Origin of the sequence: Sphingomonas colocasiae (assembly GCF_019880585.1) — a bacterium.
Classification (GTDB): domain Bacteria; phylum Pseudomonadota; class Alphaproteobacteria; order Sphingomonadales; family Sphingomonadaceae; genus Sphingobium_A; species Sphingobium_A colocasiae.
Window position 1 is genome coordinate 222788 of the sequence record NZ_JAINVV010000003.1, and the last position, 17386, is coordinate 240173.

Here is a 17386-nt window from a genome sequence, read left to right on the forward strand (position 1 = left end):
GCGGTGATGTGCGCGATGTGGAGAGATTGTGCAGGTGCGGGCGTGCTTCGTCATTGCGAGCGGAGCGAAGCAATCCAGGGATGCATCAACCGCTGGATTGGTTGGCCTGCGGCCGCCTTCGGCCCGTCGCTACGCTCCTCGCAATGACAATGAGCTGGAGAGGCGAACGATAAGACGCTTGCACTCGTGCTCGTTCGAGCCCGTCACTTCTTCCCCTTCGCCACGATCAGTTCGTCGAGCATGAACTCGCCGCCTTCGCGATAGAGGTCGGTCAGCGTCTCGAAGGTCAGGTACATGTCGTGCGTCTCATTGGGGATGACGCGTTCGACCATCTTCACGTCCGGCCGTTTGGCGCGAAGCATGTCCGCCAGCACCATCGACTGGTTGAAATCGACGTTCCGGTCGTCGTCGCCCGCCGCGATATAGACGGGCGAGGTCCATTTGCCGGCATGGGCCATCGGCGAATGCGGATATCCGCCTTTCAGGAAATCATGCACGCCGGCCATGTCGAACCCCACCGCGAACACGTCCGAATTGCGCGCCAGCGCCTGCGCGGTCAGGTAACCGCCCCAGGACAGGCCGTAGATGCCGATCTTGCCCACTTTCAGATCGGCGCGCGACTTCAGATAGTTCGCGCCGCCCAGCACATCCTTATATTCGCTGGCGCCGGCATCGCCCCAGCCGGGCGCGTTGCGGAAGGCATGGCCGCGCATGATACTGCTGCGATATTCGACCGAGAGCACCGCGCAGCCGCGATCCGCGAAATACTGGTTCATCTCGTACAGGTTCGAATAGGCGTCGATATAGTGATAGCCGAGCAGCATCTGCCGCCGGATGCCGCCATGGACATAGACGACACCGCAGCCGCGCGGTTTGCGTGGCACGAAAAGCTGGCCATGGGCCATCTCGCCATCGGTGCCCGGAAAACTCACCGCCTGCGGTTCGACCATCGCTTTCGCGGGATAGCCGGCCGGAATGGCGGGCGACGCCTCCGCCGCGCTCTGGCCGTCAACGTCGCGGATCGTCACGCGCGGCGGATCGGCCCAACCGCCATGGACATAGGCCAGCCGCCCTTCCGCCAGTGGCGTCGCGCCCCATTGGCTGGCGGTGCCGGTCGTGAGCGGCTGGGGGGCGCCACCATCCAGCAACACCGATGACAAGTGCCGGCGGTCGAGATCGCCGATATTGTGGCTGTAGACCAGGCTGCGACCGTCGTGCGACAGCGCGGCGGATTCGACCTCTCCCTCCCCCGGCGTCAGCAGCACCGCATCGCCGCCGCGTTCGGGGATCGCGTAAAGATGGCGCCAGCCATCGCGTTCCCAGACAAAGCCGATCCGGCCGCTCCGCGACCAGAAAAGCTGATCGGCGCGAATGCCGGTGTTGGTCGCATCCTGGGTCAGCCCGTAAAAGGCAGAGCCCATGCCGGGCTGCGCCTGCCACAGCCGGCGCGGCGCCAGATCTTCCCCGCCAGCATCGCCGCTGCTGCTCCAGATCGACCAGGGTTCGGCCGAAACATAAGGTCCTTCATAGCCGATGCCGAGAAAGGTCGGCTGCTTGCCCACCACGCGGCGAAAAGCGACATTGGCGCCATCGGGCGACCAGACCGGACCGGCATCGACCGCATCGGCGGGTTTCGACACGGTCCGCCGGTCGCGCGTCGTCAGGTCGAACAATTCGATATGGCCGGCACGCTCGAAGACCAGTCGCCGGCCATCGGGCGAGAAACGCGGATTGGCGACCGTGCCGGACAACAGCAACTCACCCGTCCCGAGAGCCCCCGTCAACGACGCGCTTACCAGCCCGCGTTCGGCACTCCAGACGATGCGTGTGTCGTCGGGAGAGATTTGCGGATCCTCACCCGTTCCCAGAAGCTCGGGCGATGCCCCGCCATAGGTGCGGACACGCCAGATCTGGCGCGACGGTGCTTGCGTCGTCGATCGGGGATTGGGCACCTCCCCCTTGTTGTTGACCGGACCGCCGCGCACATAGACGAGCACGCCGCCGTCGCGACTGAGCGCGACGTCCGACAATTCCTGCCCGTCATCGTCGGGATAGACCGCAACCGCGCGTGCCGGTTCGCCGAGACGCTTGAAATAGATCGCGCGTTTGCGGCCTTCGCGCGCGACATAGGCGATCGAGCGCCCGTCGCCCGAGGCCTGGGGCTGATAGACCAGCGGCGCGCCCAGCACCGCTTCGATCGCGAAGCTGCCGGGATGGCGCGACGGCCTGGCGGCCGGCGGTTCCACGCCGGGCCGTGCGACGGTCAGCCGGGCCTCGGCCCGTCCCGCCGCCTTGCGCGTGAACGAGATCTGCCGGCCATCCACCGACCAGCGCGGATCCAGGTCTCGCGCAAAAGCGGGTTCCAGATACGCGATGCGACGGCTGCGGAAATCGAAGGTCGCGATATAGCTCCATTCCGTCTGGCGCGCCGAAACATAACCGCCGGTGACATGGCCGCCGCGCGGATTCTCGAACGCCACCGTCGTGCCGTCGGGTGAGAAGACGGGGTTACGGACGCCGCCCCGGATGGTGAAGGCGATCCGGGGCGCGCTCCATCCGCCGCTCGCGGCATCGCGCTCGACGAGCCAGAGGCCATTGCGCTCCTCGTTGATCCAGACCGCGCGGTCCCCGCCCGGCGCGCGCAGCGCATGCGCCGGCACCGCGATGCCGGCGGTCGCCTGATTGCCCGGTGCGGCCTGGGCTGCGGCCGGCGCGAACAGCAGCGCCGACGCCATGGGCCAAACAAAGCTGCGATGCATGAAATCCCCCGCCCTTGCCTTTCGCCCGATTAGGCCCGAGCGGACCTCGGCCGTCAATGATTTGATGATCGGAGAAATGCCTGCGCGGCCTCAGTTTTCGGGTTCGATCCCGAGCCCGACCAGCAGCCGCGACACCATGTTGTAAGAGGCGACCACCATCATCAGTTCGAAGGTGGCGGCAGGCTCCGGAAAATGAAGCCGCACCGCATCCATGGTCTCCGCATCGATCCCGACATGGCGGCTGCTCTCACAGGCCAGTGCAAGCACCGCACGCTCGGCCTCATCGAACACGATGTGGTTCGCGGCCGCCTTCGCCACGTCATCGAGCGCATCGAGTTGCGCCTGGCGGCCGCCGGCATCCAGAAACGGCCCGCGATGGTGATGGAACTCGTAATCGGCGCCATTGATGCGTGCGACCGCGCAGATCGCCAGTTCGCGATGGCGGGGCGAAATAGCCGGGCTGGCGCGGACCTGCCCCATCAGCGCATTCCAGCCCGCGGCGATGCCGGGGCTGTGCAACAGCATCCGGTCCAGATTGAGCAATCGCCCGCCGCGCCTGGCCCGGATCGCCGCCGCGATCGGCTCCGCATCGGCATCATAATCGTCGCGATAGCCTATGCTCGGCATGACACCTCCTGCGTCGGGTCGACATTCACTATGCGCCGCGCGGCGCATAGTTCAATCACCCCTCCCCACATTGTCATATGGTTGCGAAAATATGCGTCGGCGCTTGAACATGCTGTGATCCGCCGGAAGCGGATCGCAGCATGTTCCAGATTTTTTGTTCTGCCGCGATTTTCGAGTCGTTCGATGATTCCATCGAACTGCAAATCGCTCTAGGTTCTCCGCAGGAGGGACAGGATGGCTGGTTCCGACGCCCGAGCCGGTTCGACACGCGGCGCGACCATGACGACATGGCTCGCCGCCCTGCTGGCGCTTCCCTTCATCGCGCCCGACCTCGCCTGGCTCGTCGGCCTTCACCCCGGCCTCTTCGCCTTCCTCGCCTGGGCGGCGCTCTGCGTCGCCGCGGTGCTGCGCGGATGGCTTTTCGGCTGGGCGATACTCTGCGCGCTTCCGATGATCGTCGTCGCCCCGGACTGGCTTTTCGGGCCGATCGATCCCGGCGATGCCTTTCACCCCTGGGGATCGATCGGCATGTTCGCGGGCGCCGCGATCGTGATCGCCGCCACCGCCCTTCTAGCGCTGCTGCGCGTCAGGCGGAGCTAACATGGCCTGAAGGCGGGACACGTCTCCACAGGGAATTGCTAACGACTCGCAATTTCGTTACCAGCGCCATGTGATGCTCAACATGGCGACGGCTTTGGCGAATGACTGATCGGGCTGCGGCGCTGGATATCGGCGGCGTCTATGCGGCGCATGGACATTGGCTGCAAAGCTGGCTGCGGCGGCGGACGCGCTGTCCGCATCGCGCATCGGATCTGGCGCAGGATACCTTCTGCAGGATCATCGAGCGGCGCCCCGCCGAGGCGCTCGCCGATCCGCGCCGCTATCTCGCGGTGATCGCGCGACGGCTGCTGATCGACGATGTTCGCCGCCGCGAGATCGAGCGCGCCTATCTGGACACCCATGCCGAACTGCACGGCGACACAGACGAACTGACGCCGGAGCGTATCGCCGCCGCGACCCAGCTTCTCGACGGCATCATGCTGCTGCTCGGCGGACTTTCGACGCAGGTGCGCGTCGCGTTCCTGCTGCGCCGCGTGGATGGACTGTCCCATGCGGAGATCGCGGCGGAACTGGAGATTTCGGAGCGCACGGTGAAGCGCCACATCGCGCGGGCCTATGCCGCCTGCTACGAATTCGCCTATCCCGCCTGACATGCAGCACGCCGCGACCGAAAGGCCCAGTGCGGCCGTGATCCGCGAGGCCGCGCGCTGGGCGGCCGAACTGGACGCCGATGCCGTGACCGCCGAACGGCGCGATGCATGCGAGGCCTGGTGCGCGGAGCATGCCAGCCATCGTCTGGCATTCGATCGCATGCGCGGATTCGACAGCCGGTTCGACGGGCTGGATCCGATCGAGCGCATCGCCCTCACCCGCGCGGCGGGACAATCCCGGGGAAAAGGGCCGAGGCGGCGGCTGGCCGGCGGACTGCTGGGGCTGGGCGCGATCATCTTGGCGGGCTGGTTCGGCGCGACCAGCTTCACCGGACGTGCATTCTTCCCCGATCACCGGACCGCGCCGGGCGAACAGCGCAACGTCGCCATGGCCGATGGATCGGCGGTGATGCTCGATACCAACAGTGCGATCGACATCGACGAAGCCGGAGCGTCCCGCCATGTCCGGCTGTTCCGGGGACGGATCATGGCGACGGTCGCCGCCGATGCCGCTCGCCCCTTCCAGGTCGAAACGCGCGACGGCAGCGTGACCGCGCTCGGCACCGCCTTCATCGTCGAGCGCGAGAGCGATCGCACATTGGTGACGGTGGTGGAATCGCATGTCCGCGCCTGCCCCGCTTCGCGGGAGACCATGGCCGATTGCATCCGGCTCGCCCCCGGGCAGCGCGCGGCGATAGGCGGGGAACGCGTCATCCGCCTCGGCGCGGTCGATGCCGACCAGGCCTCCGCCTGGACGCGCGGATGGCTGGAAGCCGATGATCGTCCGCTCGCCGATGTGCTGACCGAACTCAATCGTTACCGCGCTCGCCCGATCCGGTTCGATGCGCGAGCACTTGCACATATCCGCGTCACCGGCAGCTATCCGCTCGCCGACGCCCCGCGCGCGCTGTCGGCGATTGCCGGCACTGCCGGCATCGCGGTGTCGCAAGGGCCCGATGGCGACGTGTTCGTGAGTGCCCGCTGATCTTTTTTCGTCTTTTTGGCCGGCCGCCTGTCCCCTTTTCCGCGCTCGCCCGTCCCACCTTGCGAACGGGTCTGTTTTCAAGGGGATTTCCATGGTTTCGATCTCGATGCGCGGCGCGGCACTGGCCGCGATCGCCAGCGCTTCTCTTGCGGCGGCAGGCGCCCCCGCCACGGCGCAGGCGGCGCAGGCATCGCGCGCATTCGACATTCCGGCGGGATCGCTCGGATCGGCGCTCGCGCGGCTCGGCCGTCAGGCGGGCACCGTGGTCTCGGTCGATCCCGCGCTGGTACGGGGCAAGCACAGCGCCGGATTGCGCGGGGACTTCACGACCCCGGCGGCGCTCGCCCGCATGCTCGCATCCACCGGGCTTTCGGCCCGGTCCGACGGACGCGGCGGCTATCGCATCATCGCGCAAACGCCGGCGCCTCGGCTCGCCCCCCGCCCCGCCGCGACGCGTGCGGCCCCCACCCCGCTGGCCGGTGCGATCGACGCGCCCATGGAGAGCGACACCGGCGGCGCGGACGAGCAGATCGTCGTCGTCGGCGCGTTGACCGATGTCGAGATCGATCGCGAGCAGATCGAGTTCCGCCAGGCCAACGACCTGGGCGATCTGTTCCGTCAGGTGCCCTCGGTCGCGGTCGGCGGCTCGGTCGGGATCGCGCAGAAAATCTATGTGCGCGGGCTCGAGGACAATATGCTCAACGTCACGGTGGACGGCGCACCGCAGCGCGGCACCCTGTTCCACCATATCGGCCGCGTCTCGATCGAACCCGAACTGCTCGCCACCGTCGATGTGAAGGCCGGCGCCGGCGAAGCGACATCCGGTTTCGGCGCCATCGGCGGCGCGATCCGCTTCCGCACGCGCGATGCGGACGATCTGCTGAAGCCCGGCCAATCCATAGGCGCGATCGCCAAGGCGGGCTGGTTCAGCAATGACGGCTACAAGCTCTCCGCAACGGTGTTCGGCCGGCTGACCGAGGATCTCGGCATCATCGCATCCTGTGCGCATGTCGATCGCGACAATATGAAGGATGGCGGCGGAGAGACGCTCTACGGCACCGCCGCCACGCAGAAGCTCGGCTTCGTCAAGCTGGGCGGCACATTGGGCGGGCGCCACCGCTTCTCGGCAAGCTACGAACAGCGCAACGAACAGGCATCGTTCGGCCAGCGACCCAACTGGCCGGTTCTGGCAAGCGATCCGCTGTTTCCCGCCAAGGCGAAGCGACAGACAGCGATCCTCAATTACGGGCTCGACGCCGGCGAGGGCGTGGACATCGAAGCGACGGGATATTGGACGCGTTCGCGCTTCGTGCAGGATCGCTACGATCGCTGGGGCCTTTATGGCGCAGCGATCCGCAGTTACGGCTTCGATATTCGCGGCCGTTTCCGCCAGGGCCGGCACGATATCGTCGCGGGCGCCGAATATCGCGACGACCGGGTCGAGAGCCGCTATCTCGAGGATGCCTCGATCTGGGGTCCATGGGCATGGGATCCGGCAATCGGCCGCTTCGTCGAAACCGGCACCGTTTTGGGCCTCTATATCCAGGATCACTGGCGCATCGCCGATCCGCTGACCTTGAGCGTCGGCGCACGCTACGACGCCTATGATCTGACGCAGGTGACCTATGCCGACGGCACCGACAGCGACGGGATCAGCGTCAATGCCGGCCTGCGCTACGAACTCGCCGACGGGCTGACGCTGCACGCCAGCTTCGCGCAGGCGTTTCGCGGCAAGGAGATCGGCGACGCCTTCACGCTGGAGAAGCGCCCCGGCCGAATCGCGCTCGCACCCGGCCTGCGCCCTGAGCGCGTCGACAATTACGAGGCGGGCGCGGCGTTCAACCGCGACGGATTCCGCGCCTCGGCCGTCTATTACGACATGGTGATCGACGATGTGATCCTGGATCAGATCGGCAACGGCCCCGCCCCTCAGGCCCCCAATTATTACGAGAATATCGGCAAGTTCAAAGCCAATGGCATCGAGTTGCGTGCCGGCTACAGCCATGGTCCATTCTCGATCGACGCCTATTTCAACCACTATCGATCGCGCATCAACGGCCATCCGGTCGAAGGCTATGAGCATATCGGGCTGGGCACGTCGGTGGGCGACAACTGGAACCTGACGCTGGGATATCGCCCGTCCGACACGCTCGGTTTCGAAGCGAGCGTGACGCATTACAACGATCTCAACGATATCGAAGTGCTCCACCGCAATGTCGAGATCGGCTGGATCCCGACGACGCAACTTGTCGACAAGCCCGGCTATACCGTCGTCGACCTGTTCGGTCGCTGGCAGCCGCTGGGCAGCGACCGGCTGACCCTGCTCGCCGGCGTCTACAACCTGTTCGACAGGCGGTACCGCGCGCATTCGAGCGTGGCGGATTATAGCGGCATCCCCGATTATGAAGGCGTGGTCGGCGTGCGCGAGCCGGGCCGCGACATCAGGCTGACGGTTTCGGTCCGCTTCTGATCATGACGGCGGCCGCGCGCCGGACGGTTTCGCCGCGACGGCTGCTGCGACTGTGGCACCGCTGGTTCGGCCTGTTCGCCGCGCTGTGGCTGCTCGCCCTCTCGCTGACGGGATCGGCGATCGTCTTCTACGACGAACTCGATCGCTGGCTCAATGCTGACTGGCATTCGGTGCCCGTCGTCGCGGCGGGCACCGAGTCCGCCGCCGACGATGCGCTTGCCGCCGCGCATGCCGCGCTGCCCGGCTTCTCCCCGCGCTATATCGACCTGCCCGATCGGCCGGGCGATACGATCATGCTGATCGGCGCCGACGGGAACGGCGCGCCGGTGCAGATGTTCGCGCATCCGGACAGCGGGCGGCTGCTCGGCTGGCGGGTCGGCGGATCGCCGGCGTTCGACCGCCGCCATGTGATGGACAGCCTCTATGCGCTGCACATGGATCTGATGCTCGGCCCGGCGATGGCATGGTTCCTGGGGCTGGTTTCTCTGCTCTGGGCGATCGACCATATCCCCGCCGCACTGCTCGCGGTACCCCGGCTGGCGGCATTGCGTTCGGCCTTTCTCGTCAAGGGACGCAGGCTGCGCCGGCTGTTCGACCTTCACCGTGCGCCGGGCATGTGGCTCTATCCCGCCACGCTGGTGCTGGCCGTGACCGGCGTCTGCCTGACCTGGCAGGAAGAAAGCCGCGACGCCGTCCGGCTGTTCTCCCCGGTCTCGGACCGGCTGCATTATGCGTTCGACGATACCGTCGAGGCCGGAACGGCGCCCGCCATCGGCATCGCCCATGCCGTCGCCATCGCGCGCCGATATGGCGCCGGCCCGGCCGACAGCGTCGCGCCGATCGCCGGCAAGGGGGTCTATGGCGTGCGCAGTTTCGACCCGCGCGACCTGGACGGGATGGGGCGGCTCTGGACCTATATCCGCATGTCCGACGGGCAAGTCGTCGGGCAGCGGCACGACAATGGCGAAAGCGCGGGCGACCTGTTCTTCGCCTGGCAATATCCGCTGCATTCGGGAAAGGCGTTCGGCATGGCCGGCCGGATCGCGATATTCGTGGCCGGCCTGGCGACCGCCGCGCTCTGCATGACCGGGATCCTGCTCTGGTGGCGACGGCGCCGGCCGACTTGACGTTGCAAGCTAGGCCTGGCGCCGACCGGCAGGAACCAATTCAGGGTTGCAGTTCCACATTATACGACATGGCGAATTCCATGAACTTCATCGCCGACGCCATATCGGCCGACTTCCAGCGCACCGAACGCGCGCCGGTGCGCTCGACATTGGGCAGATAGGCCAGCAGTTCGGCCGGGCGATAGAAATGGAAGGTCAGGTCGATCGTTACCGGCTGCGCGGCCTTGGCCACCTTGATCTGCGCGCTCTTCTGGACGGCCTTGGTCGCGGCGGCGCGGATCTGCCGTTGCGCCTCGGCCGGCACGAGATTTTCGGCGGCATGGAAACCGATATTGCGCTTGACCGCCACGGTCTCCGCCCCGGGAATGACGGGTGCGAGTTCCTCGACCGCCGCGTCGTCCCCCGTCGCCAGGATCACCGGTACGCCATATTGGGCGGCGAGCGCGGCGTTCATCGATCCTTCGGAGGCCGGCACGCCGTTCAACTTCACTTCGGAGATGCGTGCGCTGGAAAAGGTGTGCGCACGCACGCCGCGCGGGTTGGAGGCGCTGGAGTGATAACCGATGAAGATCGCGCCGTCATAGCGGCCGTTCTGGATGCCCTCCATCATCATCAAGGGGCGCGGGCTGCCCCGGATCAGCCGGACATCGGCGGGCAGTTCCTCGATCAGGATATTCTGCATGTCGCCATGCGCGTCGGCGATGACGAACTCGGTGGCACCGCCTTCACGCGCGCCCGCGATCGCCGCCAGCAATTCGTCGGTCATGATCTTGCGCTGACGCTGATAGTCGATGCCCGTGCCGCTGATCTGGTTGGGCGTCACCGCGCCCGCGATCCCCTCCATGTCGATCGAGATGAAGATACGCTTGCCCTGCGCCTGCGCCTCTGCCGGCTGAAGCGCGGCGAGCATCGCCATGCCGGGCAAGGCCGCCGCGATGAATCCCCGGAATGTCTGCGATCGGATCGGCACGGATCTTCCCCCTGTCATATATTGAAATGATGCGTTGATCGGCATCCTTAGCATTTCCGTTGCGCTTTTCCATGCGGGATTGCAGTTTTCATAATTGGCGAATCAATTCCGAAATTCGAAACAGACGCTCGAAAGAGCGAGGGGAGATATCATGACGTTGACGATGACGCGCGCGATGCTGGGCGCGCTGGTGCTGACGGGGGCCGCGACGCCGGCCCAGGCCGATCGCTTCGATACCGTGCGCGCCGCCATTCGCGAGCAGATCGAGGACAAGTCGGTTCCTTCGGTCGCCGTCGCGGTGATGCAGGACGGCAAGATCGTCTGGGAGGAAGGTTTTGGCTGGGCCGATCGCGAAAAGCGCATCGCGGCCGACGAACACACCATGTATTCGCTCGCATCGATCTCCAAGCCGATCACCGCGACCGGCCTGATGACGCTGGTGCAGGCGGGCAAAGTCGATCTCGACAAGCCGGCCAACGACTATCTGGGCGCGGGCAAGCTCACCGCGCGCGTCGGCGATGCACGGGACGCCACGGTGCGCCGCGTCGCCGGGCATACCGCCGGCCTGCCGCTTCATTATCAGTTCTTCTACGAGGACGAGCCCGTCGCCCGGCCGCCGATGGATTATACGATCCAGACCTATGGCAACCTCTTCACGGCGCCTGGCGAGCGCTATCAATATTCCAACCTCGGCTATGGCGTGCTCGATGCCATCATCAGCCGCGTTTCGGGCGTCAGCTATGCGGACTTCATGCGCCGCGAGGTGTTCGTGCCGCTCGGCCTCACCCACACATCGGTCGATATCGGCCCCGGGCTCGAGCGTTTCGCGGCGATGCGTTACGGCCGGGACGGCGAACCGGTGCCCTTCTACGAATTCGACCATCCCGGCGCCTCGGCGGTCTATTCGAGCGCGCATGACCTGATCCGCTTCGCCGGCTTCCATCTGAAGGATCATCTCTCGGGCCAGAAGGCGATCCTTTCGGACGCATCGATCGACGAGATGCATCGCGGCGTCGATCCGCAGGCGATCCGCGACGAGGGCAGCGCCTATGGCCTGGGCTTCGGCACCCGCACCAAGGACGGATATCGCGTCGTTTCCCACTCGGGCGGCATGGCGGGCGTCGCGACGCTGATGCAGCTTTTCCCCGATCGCAATACCGCCATCGTCGTGCTGACCAATTCGAGCAGCCCGGCCCCGCGCATCATCGCGGACAAGATCGCAGCGGTGGTGCTGCCCGGCTGGAAACCCAGCCCGATCACGGCAGATGAGCCCAAGGCGCCCGCCTTCACCCCTTCCGCCGATCTGGTCGGCACCTGGAAAGGCACGCTGCACACCTCGGCAAAGGATGTGCCCGTCGAACTGACCTTCCAGCCCGACGGCCTGATCCGCGCGAAGTTCGGCGATCAGTTGCCGACGATCGTTTCACGGGCCCGCTTCGACAAGGGCTTTTTCGACGGCGATCTGAATGCGCGCATCCCCAACCCGGAAACACTGCGCTACAGCTATTCGGTCCACCTCGCGCTCAAGCTGAGCGGCACCACGCTCAATGGCGCGGCGACGGCGGCGGGAGATGGCGACAATCAGCGCGTGCGCAACGCGCTGACGCACTGGATCTCGCTCAACAAACAGCCTTGAAGGCTTATGCCAGGGTGCAGGGATGCTGACGCATCGCACCCTGGAACGCTCAAGCGCCGCGCGGGCTTGACCGGGATGCGATGAGTCACACTCAGCGCATCCCGGTATTAGAGCGATTTCCAGCCAGATGAAATCATCTGACGACTCGGAAATCGCGGTTCAACAAAGACTTAGAGCGGTCGATCTGATTCAATCAGATCGCAAACCGCTCTAACCGGTTGCGCGAGCGCGCAGTCGCCAATTGGCGATATGCGCGCTCGCGAGCAACAGGCTGCCCGCGACGGTGAGCGCGGTTTCAGCGGCGGCGCGACTGGTGAACAGCGCCCCGATCGTCATCAGCACAAGGCCGGCAATGCCGGTGAAGACCGGTACGAGTGCGCCGTGACGGCGATGCCCGGCCATCAGCGCAACCGCGCTGGTCGGGATGGCGGCGGCAAGCACGAGCAGATGAAACCCCTCGCGCAGATCGAGCGCGCGCGCCAGCGCCGGCAATGCCGCGATCAGGATCGGCAACGCCAGGCAATGGATCAGGCAGAGCGCCGAGGCCCCGATCGACAAGCCGTCGAGCCAATTCTGTTGGGTCCCATTCCGTCGCATGCGCGGCAGATGATACTTTGTATCATTGATTGCAAGAGCGACGCAGAGATATTTTCGAAGTGGAAAGCCCGGAAGCGTGCCGGGCTTGTCGGCTATCCAGATATAGGATACCCCCCTATCCTATGCATATCTCGAAGAACAGGGACGCGATCCTCGCCAGGATCAGGCGGATCGCCGGGCAGGTCGGCGCGGTCGAACGCGCGGTGCAGTCCGATGCCGGCTGCGCCGAAACGCTCCATCTCGTCGCAGCGGTACGCGGTGCGGTGGCAGGGCTGATGGACGAACTCGTCGCGGATCATCTCCAGGCCCATGTCGCCGCCCCCGGCCTGTCCGATGCGGAGCGCAACGCCGCCGCCGAGGAACTCGTCATGCTGCTGCGCCGCCATGTCCGCTGATCCGCCCGCCGGGCCCCACGCCATCCCCGCCGATCATGGCCATGATTTTCTGGGCGCGGCGCATGATCGCAATGCGCGACGCACCAGCCGGGTCGTCGCGATCACCGCGCTGATGATGGTTGCTGAGATCGCCGCCGGCTACGCGACCGGATCGATGGCGCTGCTTGCCGATGGCTTCCATATGGCCACCCATGCGGGTGCGCTCGGCATCGCCGCGATTGCCTATGGCTATGCCCGCCGCCATGTCGCCGATCCGCGCTACAGTTTCGGCACGGGCAAGATCGGCGACCTCGCCGGCTTTGCCTCGGCGCTCGCGCTCGGCCTGATCGCGCTGGGCATCGTGGTGGAATCCGCGATGCGCCTTGCCGAACCGGCGCGCGTCGCCTTTGGCGAAGCGACCATCGTCGCGGTCGCCGGGCTGGCGGTGAACCTGATCAGCGCCTTCCTGCTATCGGACGGACACGCGCATCATCATGGCCATGCGCATGGCCATCACGATGACCACGACGATCATCACCATCACGAACGGGACAATAATCTGCGCGCCGCCTATCTCCATGTCCTGGCGGATGCGCTCACCTCTCTGCTCGCGATCGCGGCATTGCTCGCCGGGCGCTATCTGGGCTGGGTCTGGCTCGATCCGGCGATGGGACTGGTCGGCGCGGCGGTCATCGCCCGCTGGTCATGGTCGCTGATGCGCGACAGCGCGCATGTCCTGCTCGACACCACCGAACCAGCGCTCGCCGACGAAATCCGTTCGCGCGTGGAAGCGCCGGGCGATGCGCGCATCACCGATCTGCATGTCTGGCGCATAGGCCCCTCCGCCCACGCGGCGATCGTCCGCGTCGCCGGCGCGCCATCCTCATCGGCTGTCCGCCAACGGCTATCCCCGCTGCGGGCGATCGGCCACCTGACCGTCGAAACCTGATCCACGAAACGATCAGGCCCGACGGCGCAGTTCCCCCCGTGCGAGAAGCCAGTAAGTGAGCCCGGTCAACGCGCCATAACAGCCCATCAGCCAGAAAAAGACGGCGGCCGACGCCAAGGTCTGGCCATGCTCCACCATGCCCCAGATCGTATAGGGCGCGGCCGGGATCGCGGTCATGGCGAACCCGCCGATCGCATGGCTTGCAGCAGAACGCCGGGCCTGGCGGATCAGCAGCAGACGGATGGGAAAACCGAAAACGAGCTGGGCGGCATAAAGCAGCAGACACACCAGCATCACGATCGACAATGGCCAGGGATATGCGCCGGTGGCGACCGAAATGCAGGCGGCCGCGATCGATGCCGGCAAGGGCGCCAGCAGGAACCGGATCAGTTCCTTCACGCCGTGTCTCGCTGCGGCATCGCGACGATCCGCGTCGCCAGCCTCTCGACCTCGGCGCGGTCATGGCTGACATAGAGCGTCGGCAGGCCGAACTCGTCGCGAACGCGCTCGATCACCGCCATGATATCGTCGCGCCGCGCCGCATCGAGCGATGCGAGCGGTTCGTCCATCAGCAGGAAGCGCGGACAGGCGAGCAAGGCGCGGCCGATCGCGACGCGCTGCGCCTCCCCGCCCGAGAGCGTGCGCGGCCAGCGATCGAGCAGATGGCCGATACCGAGAAAGGCGACGACCTCGTCGAGCGCGATATCGAGCCCGGTCGCCCGCGCTTCCGGCGTGGCGAGGCGGGCGCCGTAAAGCAGGTTCGCGCGCACGCGGCGATGCGGAAACAGCCGCCCATCCTGGAACACATAACCGGCGCCGCGCCGTTCGGGGGCAAGATCGATCCCGGCATCGCCATCGAACAAGGTGCGCCCCGCCACCGCGACGCGCCCCCGATCGGGCCTGAGCAGGCCCGCCACCATATTGAGGATGCTCGTCTTGCCGGCACCCGACGGCCCGAACAGCGCGGTGATGCCGTCGCCACCGGCCATGTCGAGCGCGATCACGCCTTGGCCAAGCCGACGGCTGACCGAAATCTCAAAGGACATGGCCGCCCCGTCCCGCCCCGGCGCGGCGCGACAGCGCCTCCGAAGCGATCAAAGCGCCCAGCGACAACAGGACAGAGATGATCGCGAGCCGCGTGACCGCCTCTTCCCCGCCCGGCACCTGCAACGCGGAGTAAATGGCGATCGGCAAAGTCCTGGTCTCGCCCGGAATATTGGAAACGAAGGTGATCGTCGCGCCGAACTCTCCGATCGATCGGGCGAAGCCCAGCACCGCCCCCGCCAGTACACCGGGCAAGGACAGCGGCAGGGTGATGGTGAGGAAGCTGCGCCAGCGTGTGGCGCCCAATGTCCGCGCCGCGCCCTCCAGTCGCGGATCGACCGCTTCGATCGACAGGCGCATCGCGCGCACCATCAGCGGCAGCGCCATCACCGCCGCCGCCAGCGCGGCCCCGGTCCAGCGAAACATGAACTCGATGCCCAGCCAGTCCGCGAACCAGCGCCCCGCCGGGCCGTTCGCGCCGAACGCCAGCAGCAGCAGCCAGCCGGTGACGACCGGCGGGACCACCAAAGGCAGGTGGACCAGACCATCCAGCAGCAGCTTGCCGGGAAAACGCAGCCGCGCCAGCACCCAGGCCAGTCCGAACGCGATCGGCATGGTCAGCGCCACCGCGACCAGACTGACCTTCAGCGACAGCCGGATGATCTCCCAGTCGTCGGGCGTGAGGGCTAGGAAGGAGGACATGGCCTGGCGATCAGCGCGAAACGAAGCCGTATCGCGCGAAGATCGCCCGGCCGTCACGCGAGATCAGGAATCGGCGAAACCCATCCGCCGCCACAGGATTGCGCCCCGACTTCAAGACGGCGACAGGATAGGTGATCGGCGGATGGCTGGCGGCCGGAAAGGTGCCGACCACCACCACATGGCGCGATGCGCGCGCATCCGTCGCATAGACCACACCCAGCGGCGCTTCGCCACGCTCGACCAACGCCAGCGCGGCGCGGACATTCTCCGCCCGTGCCACCCGCGCCTGCACCTGCGGCCAGACGCCGAGCGCGGTCAGCGCCGAACGACCATATTTGCCCGCCGGCACGGTATCGGGATCGGCCATGGCGAGCCGCCCGCCGCCCAGCGCGCGCGCGATCGGGAAACCCCGCGCGATGTTGAGGCGCGCCGGGCGTGAAACCGGAGCCACCAGCACCAACTGGTTCGCCAGGAAGGAGATGCGCGTGCGGGGACGCAGCAACCCACGTTTCGCGACATCGTCCATCCACGGTTCGTCGGCCGAGATGAACAGATCGGCGGGCGCGCCCGATCCGATCTGGCGCGCCAGCGCCGAGGACGCGGCGAAGGACAGCACCGGACGCGCATTTCCCCGTGCGGCCCAGCTATCGGCCGCCGCGTTCAGCGATTCCTGCAGGCTTGCCGCCGCGAGCACCAAAGGGGCGCGTTCCTGCGCCGCAGCAGGCATGAAGGATGCGGCGGCCAGCACCAGGCCGGCCAGCAAGCGGAGCAATTGGACCATGGAATCACATTGGCCCGTCCCCGGGCCAGGTGCAATGGGATGCAACCGCCGATTGCAATGTTCCGGTTGCGTCTGCACCGTCCGGCCACACTGATTCGGGGGAAGCGATGAAACCGGTTACGCAGTTGCTGTTGGGCCTTGCCTTCTGGACGATCGCCGGGCCGGCGTCCGCACAAACGCCGCCCTCACCCCAACCGGCCGAAGTGACCATCCCGAACAGCCGGGTGATCGACTTCACATCCTCGGTCAACGGGCACCGGTATCGGATCAATGTCGCACTGCCGACCGATCCCGCGCCGGCCAAAGGCTATCGGGTGCTCTATATTTTCGACGGCAACGGCTATTTCGGCAGTGTATCCGAAGCCGTGCGCCGCAACGGCAATGCGCCCGATGTCGTGGTGGTGGGCATCGGTTATCCCGACAGCGGCGAATTTATCGCTGAGTCCGATCGGCGGCGCGGACCACCCGATGCGGCGCTGGCGAAGATGGATCCGCTGGTTCGGGCCCGGGCGCGCGAACGACCCTACGACCTGACGCTGCCCGCCACCGACGCGGAGCTTGCGGCGGAATCGCCAACGGGCCAGTCGCCTTACACCGCCGCCAATGTCGGCGGGCTCGATCAACTGCTCAAGACGATCGAAGTCGATGTGAAACCGCGCATCGCGGCGCTGACAAAGGTCGACACCACGGATCAGGCATTGTTCGGCCATTCGCTCGGCGGACTGGCGGTGCTGCGCGCGCTCTTCACCGAACCACAGGCCTATCGCAGCTTCATCGTCGCCAGCCCGTCAATCTGGTGGAACAACCGATCAGTGCTCGCCGGCGAAGCCGCGTTCGTCGAGGCGGTGAAGGCCGGCAAGGCGACGCCCCGGGTGCTCATCACCATGGGTTCGGAGGAAAGCACGCCACCCAAGCAACCGATCCCCGGCATGGACGCTGCAACCGTGGCCGCGCTGATCGCTCGATCCAATATGGTCGCCAATGCGCGCGACCTAACCGCCCGACTTCAAGCGGTGAAGGGCGCACCCGGTTATGAAGTCGCGGATTATGCGGTCTTCGCCGATCAGGGGCACGGCATCTCGGTCTGGCCCGCCATCGGCCGGGCAGTGGAGTTCGCGTTCCAGCGATAGACGCCCGGCAAGATTCGTTTCTTC

At 66.4% G+C, this 17386-nt stretch carries 17 protein-coding genes; 9 read left to right on the plus strand and 8 right to left on the minus strand.

Annotated features, from left to right (window positions below):
• Window positions 1-203: 203 nt before the first annotated feature.
• Together K7G82_RS04730 and K7G82_RS04735 are read right to left on the minus strand one after the other, a co-directional pair.
• Window positions 204-2759, minus strand: a complete 2556-nt coding sequence (locus tag K7G82_RS04730) for a S9 family peptidase (protein ID WP_222988691.1) — start codon at window positions 2757-2759, stop codon at window positions 204-206.
• A 90-nt stretch (window positions 2760-2849) separates the two neighbouring features.
• Window positions 2850-3386 (minus strand): carboxymuconolactone decarboxylase family protein, encoded by a 537-nt coding sequence (locus K7G82_RS04735; RefSeq protein ID WP_222988692.1) that lies wholly within the window; start codon window positions 3384-3386, stop codon window positions 2850-2852.
• Between the two features lie 234 nt (window positions 3387-3620).
• Here K7G82_RS04735 and K7G82_RS04740 point away from each other — a divergent pair, with 234 nt between their 5' ends.
• The 5 genes from K7G82_RS04740 to K7G82_RS04760 all read left to right on the plus strand — a co-directional run bounded on the left by K7G82_RS04740 (window position 3621) and on the right by K7G82_RS04760 (window position 9179).
• On the plus strand, window positions 3621-3986 hold the full coding sequence (locus K7G82_RS04740; RefSeq protein WP_222988693.1) for a hypothetical protein: 366 nt from the start codon (window positions 3621-3623) through the stop codon (window positions 3984-3986).
• 101 nt (window positions 3987-4087) lie between these two features.
• Window positions 4088-4597, plus strand: coding sequence for a sigma-70 family RNA polymerase sigma factor (locus K7G82_RS04745; RefSeq protein ID WP_222988694.1), 510 nt, complete (start codon window positions 4088-4090; stop codon window positions 4595-4597).
• A gap of 37 nt (window positions 4598-4634) precedes the next feature.
• Entirely contained in the window at window positions 4635-5582 is a 948-nt protein-coding gene (locus tag K7G82_RS04750) for a FecR family protein (RefSeq protein ID WP_222988695.1), read from the plus strand.
• 91 nt (window positions 5583-5673) lie between these two features.
• Entirely contained in the window at window positions 5674-8052 is a 2379-nt protein-coding gene (locus K7G82_RS04755; protein ID WP_246623270.1) for a TonB-dependent receptor, read from the plus strand.
• Window positions 8053-8054: 2 nt separating this feature from the next.
• Window positions 8055-9179 carry a PepSY-associated TM helix domain-containing protein gene (locus tag K7G82_RS04760; RefSeq protein WP_222988696.1) on the plus strand — a complete coding sequence of 375 codons (1125 nt, stop codon included), beginning with the start codon at window positions 8055-8057 and terminating at the stop codon, window positions 9177-9179.
• Window positions 9180-9219: 40 nt separating this feature from the next.
• On the opposite strand, the gene K7G82_RS04765 is transcribed toward K7G82_RS04760, so the two are convergent.
• Window positions 9220-10149, minus strand: coding sequence for a M55 family metallopeptidase (locus K7G82_RS04765; protein ID WP_222988697.1), 930 nt, complete (start codon window positions 10147-10149; stop codon window positions 9220-9222).
• A gap of 151 nt (window positions 10150-10300) precedes the next feature.
• On the opposite strand from K7G82_RS04765, the gene K7G82_RS04770 reads away from it, so the two are divergent.
• Window positions 10301-11785, plus strand: coding sequence for a serine hydrolase domain-containing protein (locus tag K7G82_RS04770; RefSeq protein WP_222988698.1), 1485 nt, complete (start codon window positions 10301-10303; stop codon window positions 11783-11785).
• A gap of 210 nt (window positions 11786-11995) precedes the next feature.
• Here K7G82_RS04770 and K7G82_RS04775 read toward each other — a convergent pair whose 3' ends face one another.
• Window positions 11996-12343: a MerC domain-containing protein gene (locus K7G82_RS04775; RefSeq protein ID WP_246623271.1), complete on the minus strand. Its 348-nt coding sequence runs from the start codon at window positions 12341-12343 to the stop codon at window positions 11996-11998.
• 161 nt (window positions 12344-12504) lie between these two features.
• Here K7G82_RS04775 and K7G82_RS04780 point away from each other — a divergent pair, with 161 nt between their 5' ends.
• Both K7G82_RS04780 and dmeF read left to right on the plus strand, forming a co-directional pair.
• Window positions 12505-12777: a metal/formaldehyde-sensitive transcriptional repressor gene (locus tag K7G82_RS04780; protein ID WP_222988700.1), complete on the plus strand. Its 273-nt coding sequence runs from the start codon at window positions 12505-12507 to the stop codon at window positions 12775-12777.
• Complete coding sequence (dmeF, locus tag K7G82_RS04785; RefSeq protein WP_222988701.1) at window positions 12767-13705, plus strand: CDF family Co(II)/Ni(II) efflux transporter DmeF; 939 nt, start codon at window positions 12767-12769, stop codon at window positions 13703-13705. Before K7G82_RS04780 ends, dmeF begins: the two co-directional genes overlap by 11 nt.
• A gap of 12 nt (window positions 13706-13717) precedes the next feature.
• On the opposite strand, the gene K7G82_RS04790 is transcribed toward dmeF, so the two are convergent.
• From K7G82_RS04790 to modA, 4 genes are read right to left on the minus strand one after another with little or no spacing between them, the layout of a single operon-like run.
• A complete protein-coding gene (locus K7G82_RS04790) occupies window positions 13718-14104 on the minus strand; it encodes a hypothetical protein (RefSeq protein WP_222988702.1) in 387 nt (128 codons plus the stop codon).
• On the minus strand, window positions 14101-14751 hold the full coding sequence (locus tag K7G82_RS04795) for a molybdenum ABC transporter ATP-binding protein (RefSeq protein WP_222988703.1): 651 nt from the start codon (window positions 14749-14751) through the stop codon (window positions 14101-14103). The genes K7G82_RS04790 and K7G82_RS04795 overlap by 4 nt, the downstream gene beginning before the upstream one ends.
• Window positions 14741-15451, minus strand: coding sequence for a molybdate ABC transporter permease subunit (modB, locus tag K7G82_RS04800; RefSeq protein WP_222988704.1), 711 nt, complete (start codon window positions 15449-15451; stop codon window positions 14741-14743). The genes K7G82_RS04795 and modB overlap by 11 nt, the downstream gene beginning before the upstream one ends.
• Before the next feature lie 10 nt (window positions 15452-15461).
• Window positions 15462-16232, minus strand: a complete 771-nt coding sequence (gene modA / locus K7G82_RS04805) for a molybdate ABC transporter substrate-binding protein (protein WP_222988705.1) — start codon at window positions 16230-16232, stop codon at window positions 15462-15464.
• Window positions 16233-16339: 107 nt separating this feature from the next.
• On the opposite strand from modA, the gene K7G82_RS04810 reads away from it, so the two are divergent.
• Window positions 16340-17362, plus strand: coding sequence for an alpha/beta hydrolase (locus K7G82_RS04810; protein WP_222988706.1), 1023 nt, complete (start codon window positions 16340-16342; stop codon window positions 17360-17362).
• Window positions 17363-17386 lie beyond the last annotated feature (24 nt).

Coding starts and splice junctions, on each gene's coding strand:
- K7G82_RS04740 (WP_222988693.1), top strand. CDS start 3,621: ATGGCTGGTTCCGACGCCCGAGCCGGTTCGACACGCGGCGCGACCATG.
- K7G82_RS04755 (WP_246623270.1), top strand. CDS start 5,674: ATGGTTTCGATCTCGATGCGCGGCGCGGCACTGGCCGCGATCGCCAGC.
- modA (WP_222988705.1), bottom strand. CDS start 16,232: ATGGTCCAATTGCTCCGCTTGCTGGCCGGCCTGGTGCTGGCCGCCGCA.
- K7G82_RS04810 (WP_222988706.1), top strand. CDS start 16,340: ATGAAACCGGTTACGCAGTTGCTGTTGGGCCTTGCCTTCTGGACGATC.
- K7G82_RS04735 (WP_222988692.1), bottom strand. CDS start 3,386: ATGCCGAGCATAGGCTATCGCGACGATTATGATGCCGATGCGGAGCCG.
- K7G82_RS04780 (WP_222988700.1), top strand. CDS start 12,505: ATGCATATCTCGAAGAACAGGGACGCGATCCTCGCCAGGATCAGGCGG.
- K7G82_RS04730 (WP_222988691.1), bottom strand. CDS start 2,759: ATGCATCGCAGCTTTGTTTGGCCCATGGCGTCGGCGCTGCTGTTCGCG.
- K7G82_RS04795 (WP_222988703.1), bottom strand. CDS start 14,751: ATGTCCTTTGAGATTTCGGTCAGCCGTCGGCTTGGCCAAGGCGTGATC.
- K7G82_RS04760 (WP_222988696.1), top strand. CDS start 8,055: ATGACGGCGGCCGCGCGCCGGACGGTTTCGCCGCGACGGCTGCTGCGA.
- dmeF (WP_222988701.1), top strand. CDS start 12,767: ATGTCCGCTGATCCGCCCGCCGGGCCCCACGCCATCCCCGCCGATCAT.
- K7G82_RS04745 (WP_222988694.1), top strand. CDS start 4,088: ATGACTGATCGGGCTGCGGCGCTGGATATCGGCGGCGTCTATGCGGCG.
- K7G82_RS04770 (WP_222988698.1), top strand. CDS start 10,301: ATGACGTTGACGATGACGCGCGCGATGCTGGGCGCGCTGGTGCTGACG.
- modB (WP_222988704.1), bottom strand. CDS start 15,451: ATGTCCTCCTTCCTAGCCCTCACGCCCGACGACTGGGAGATCATCCGG.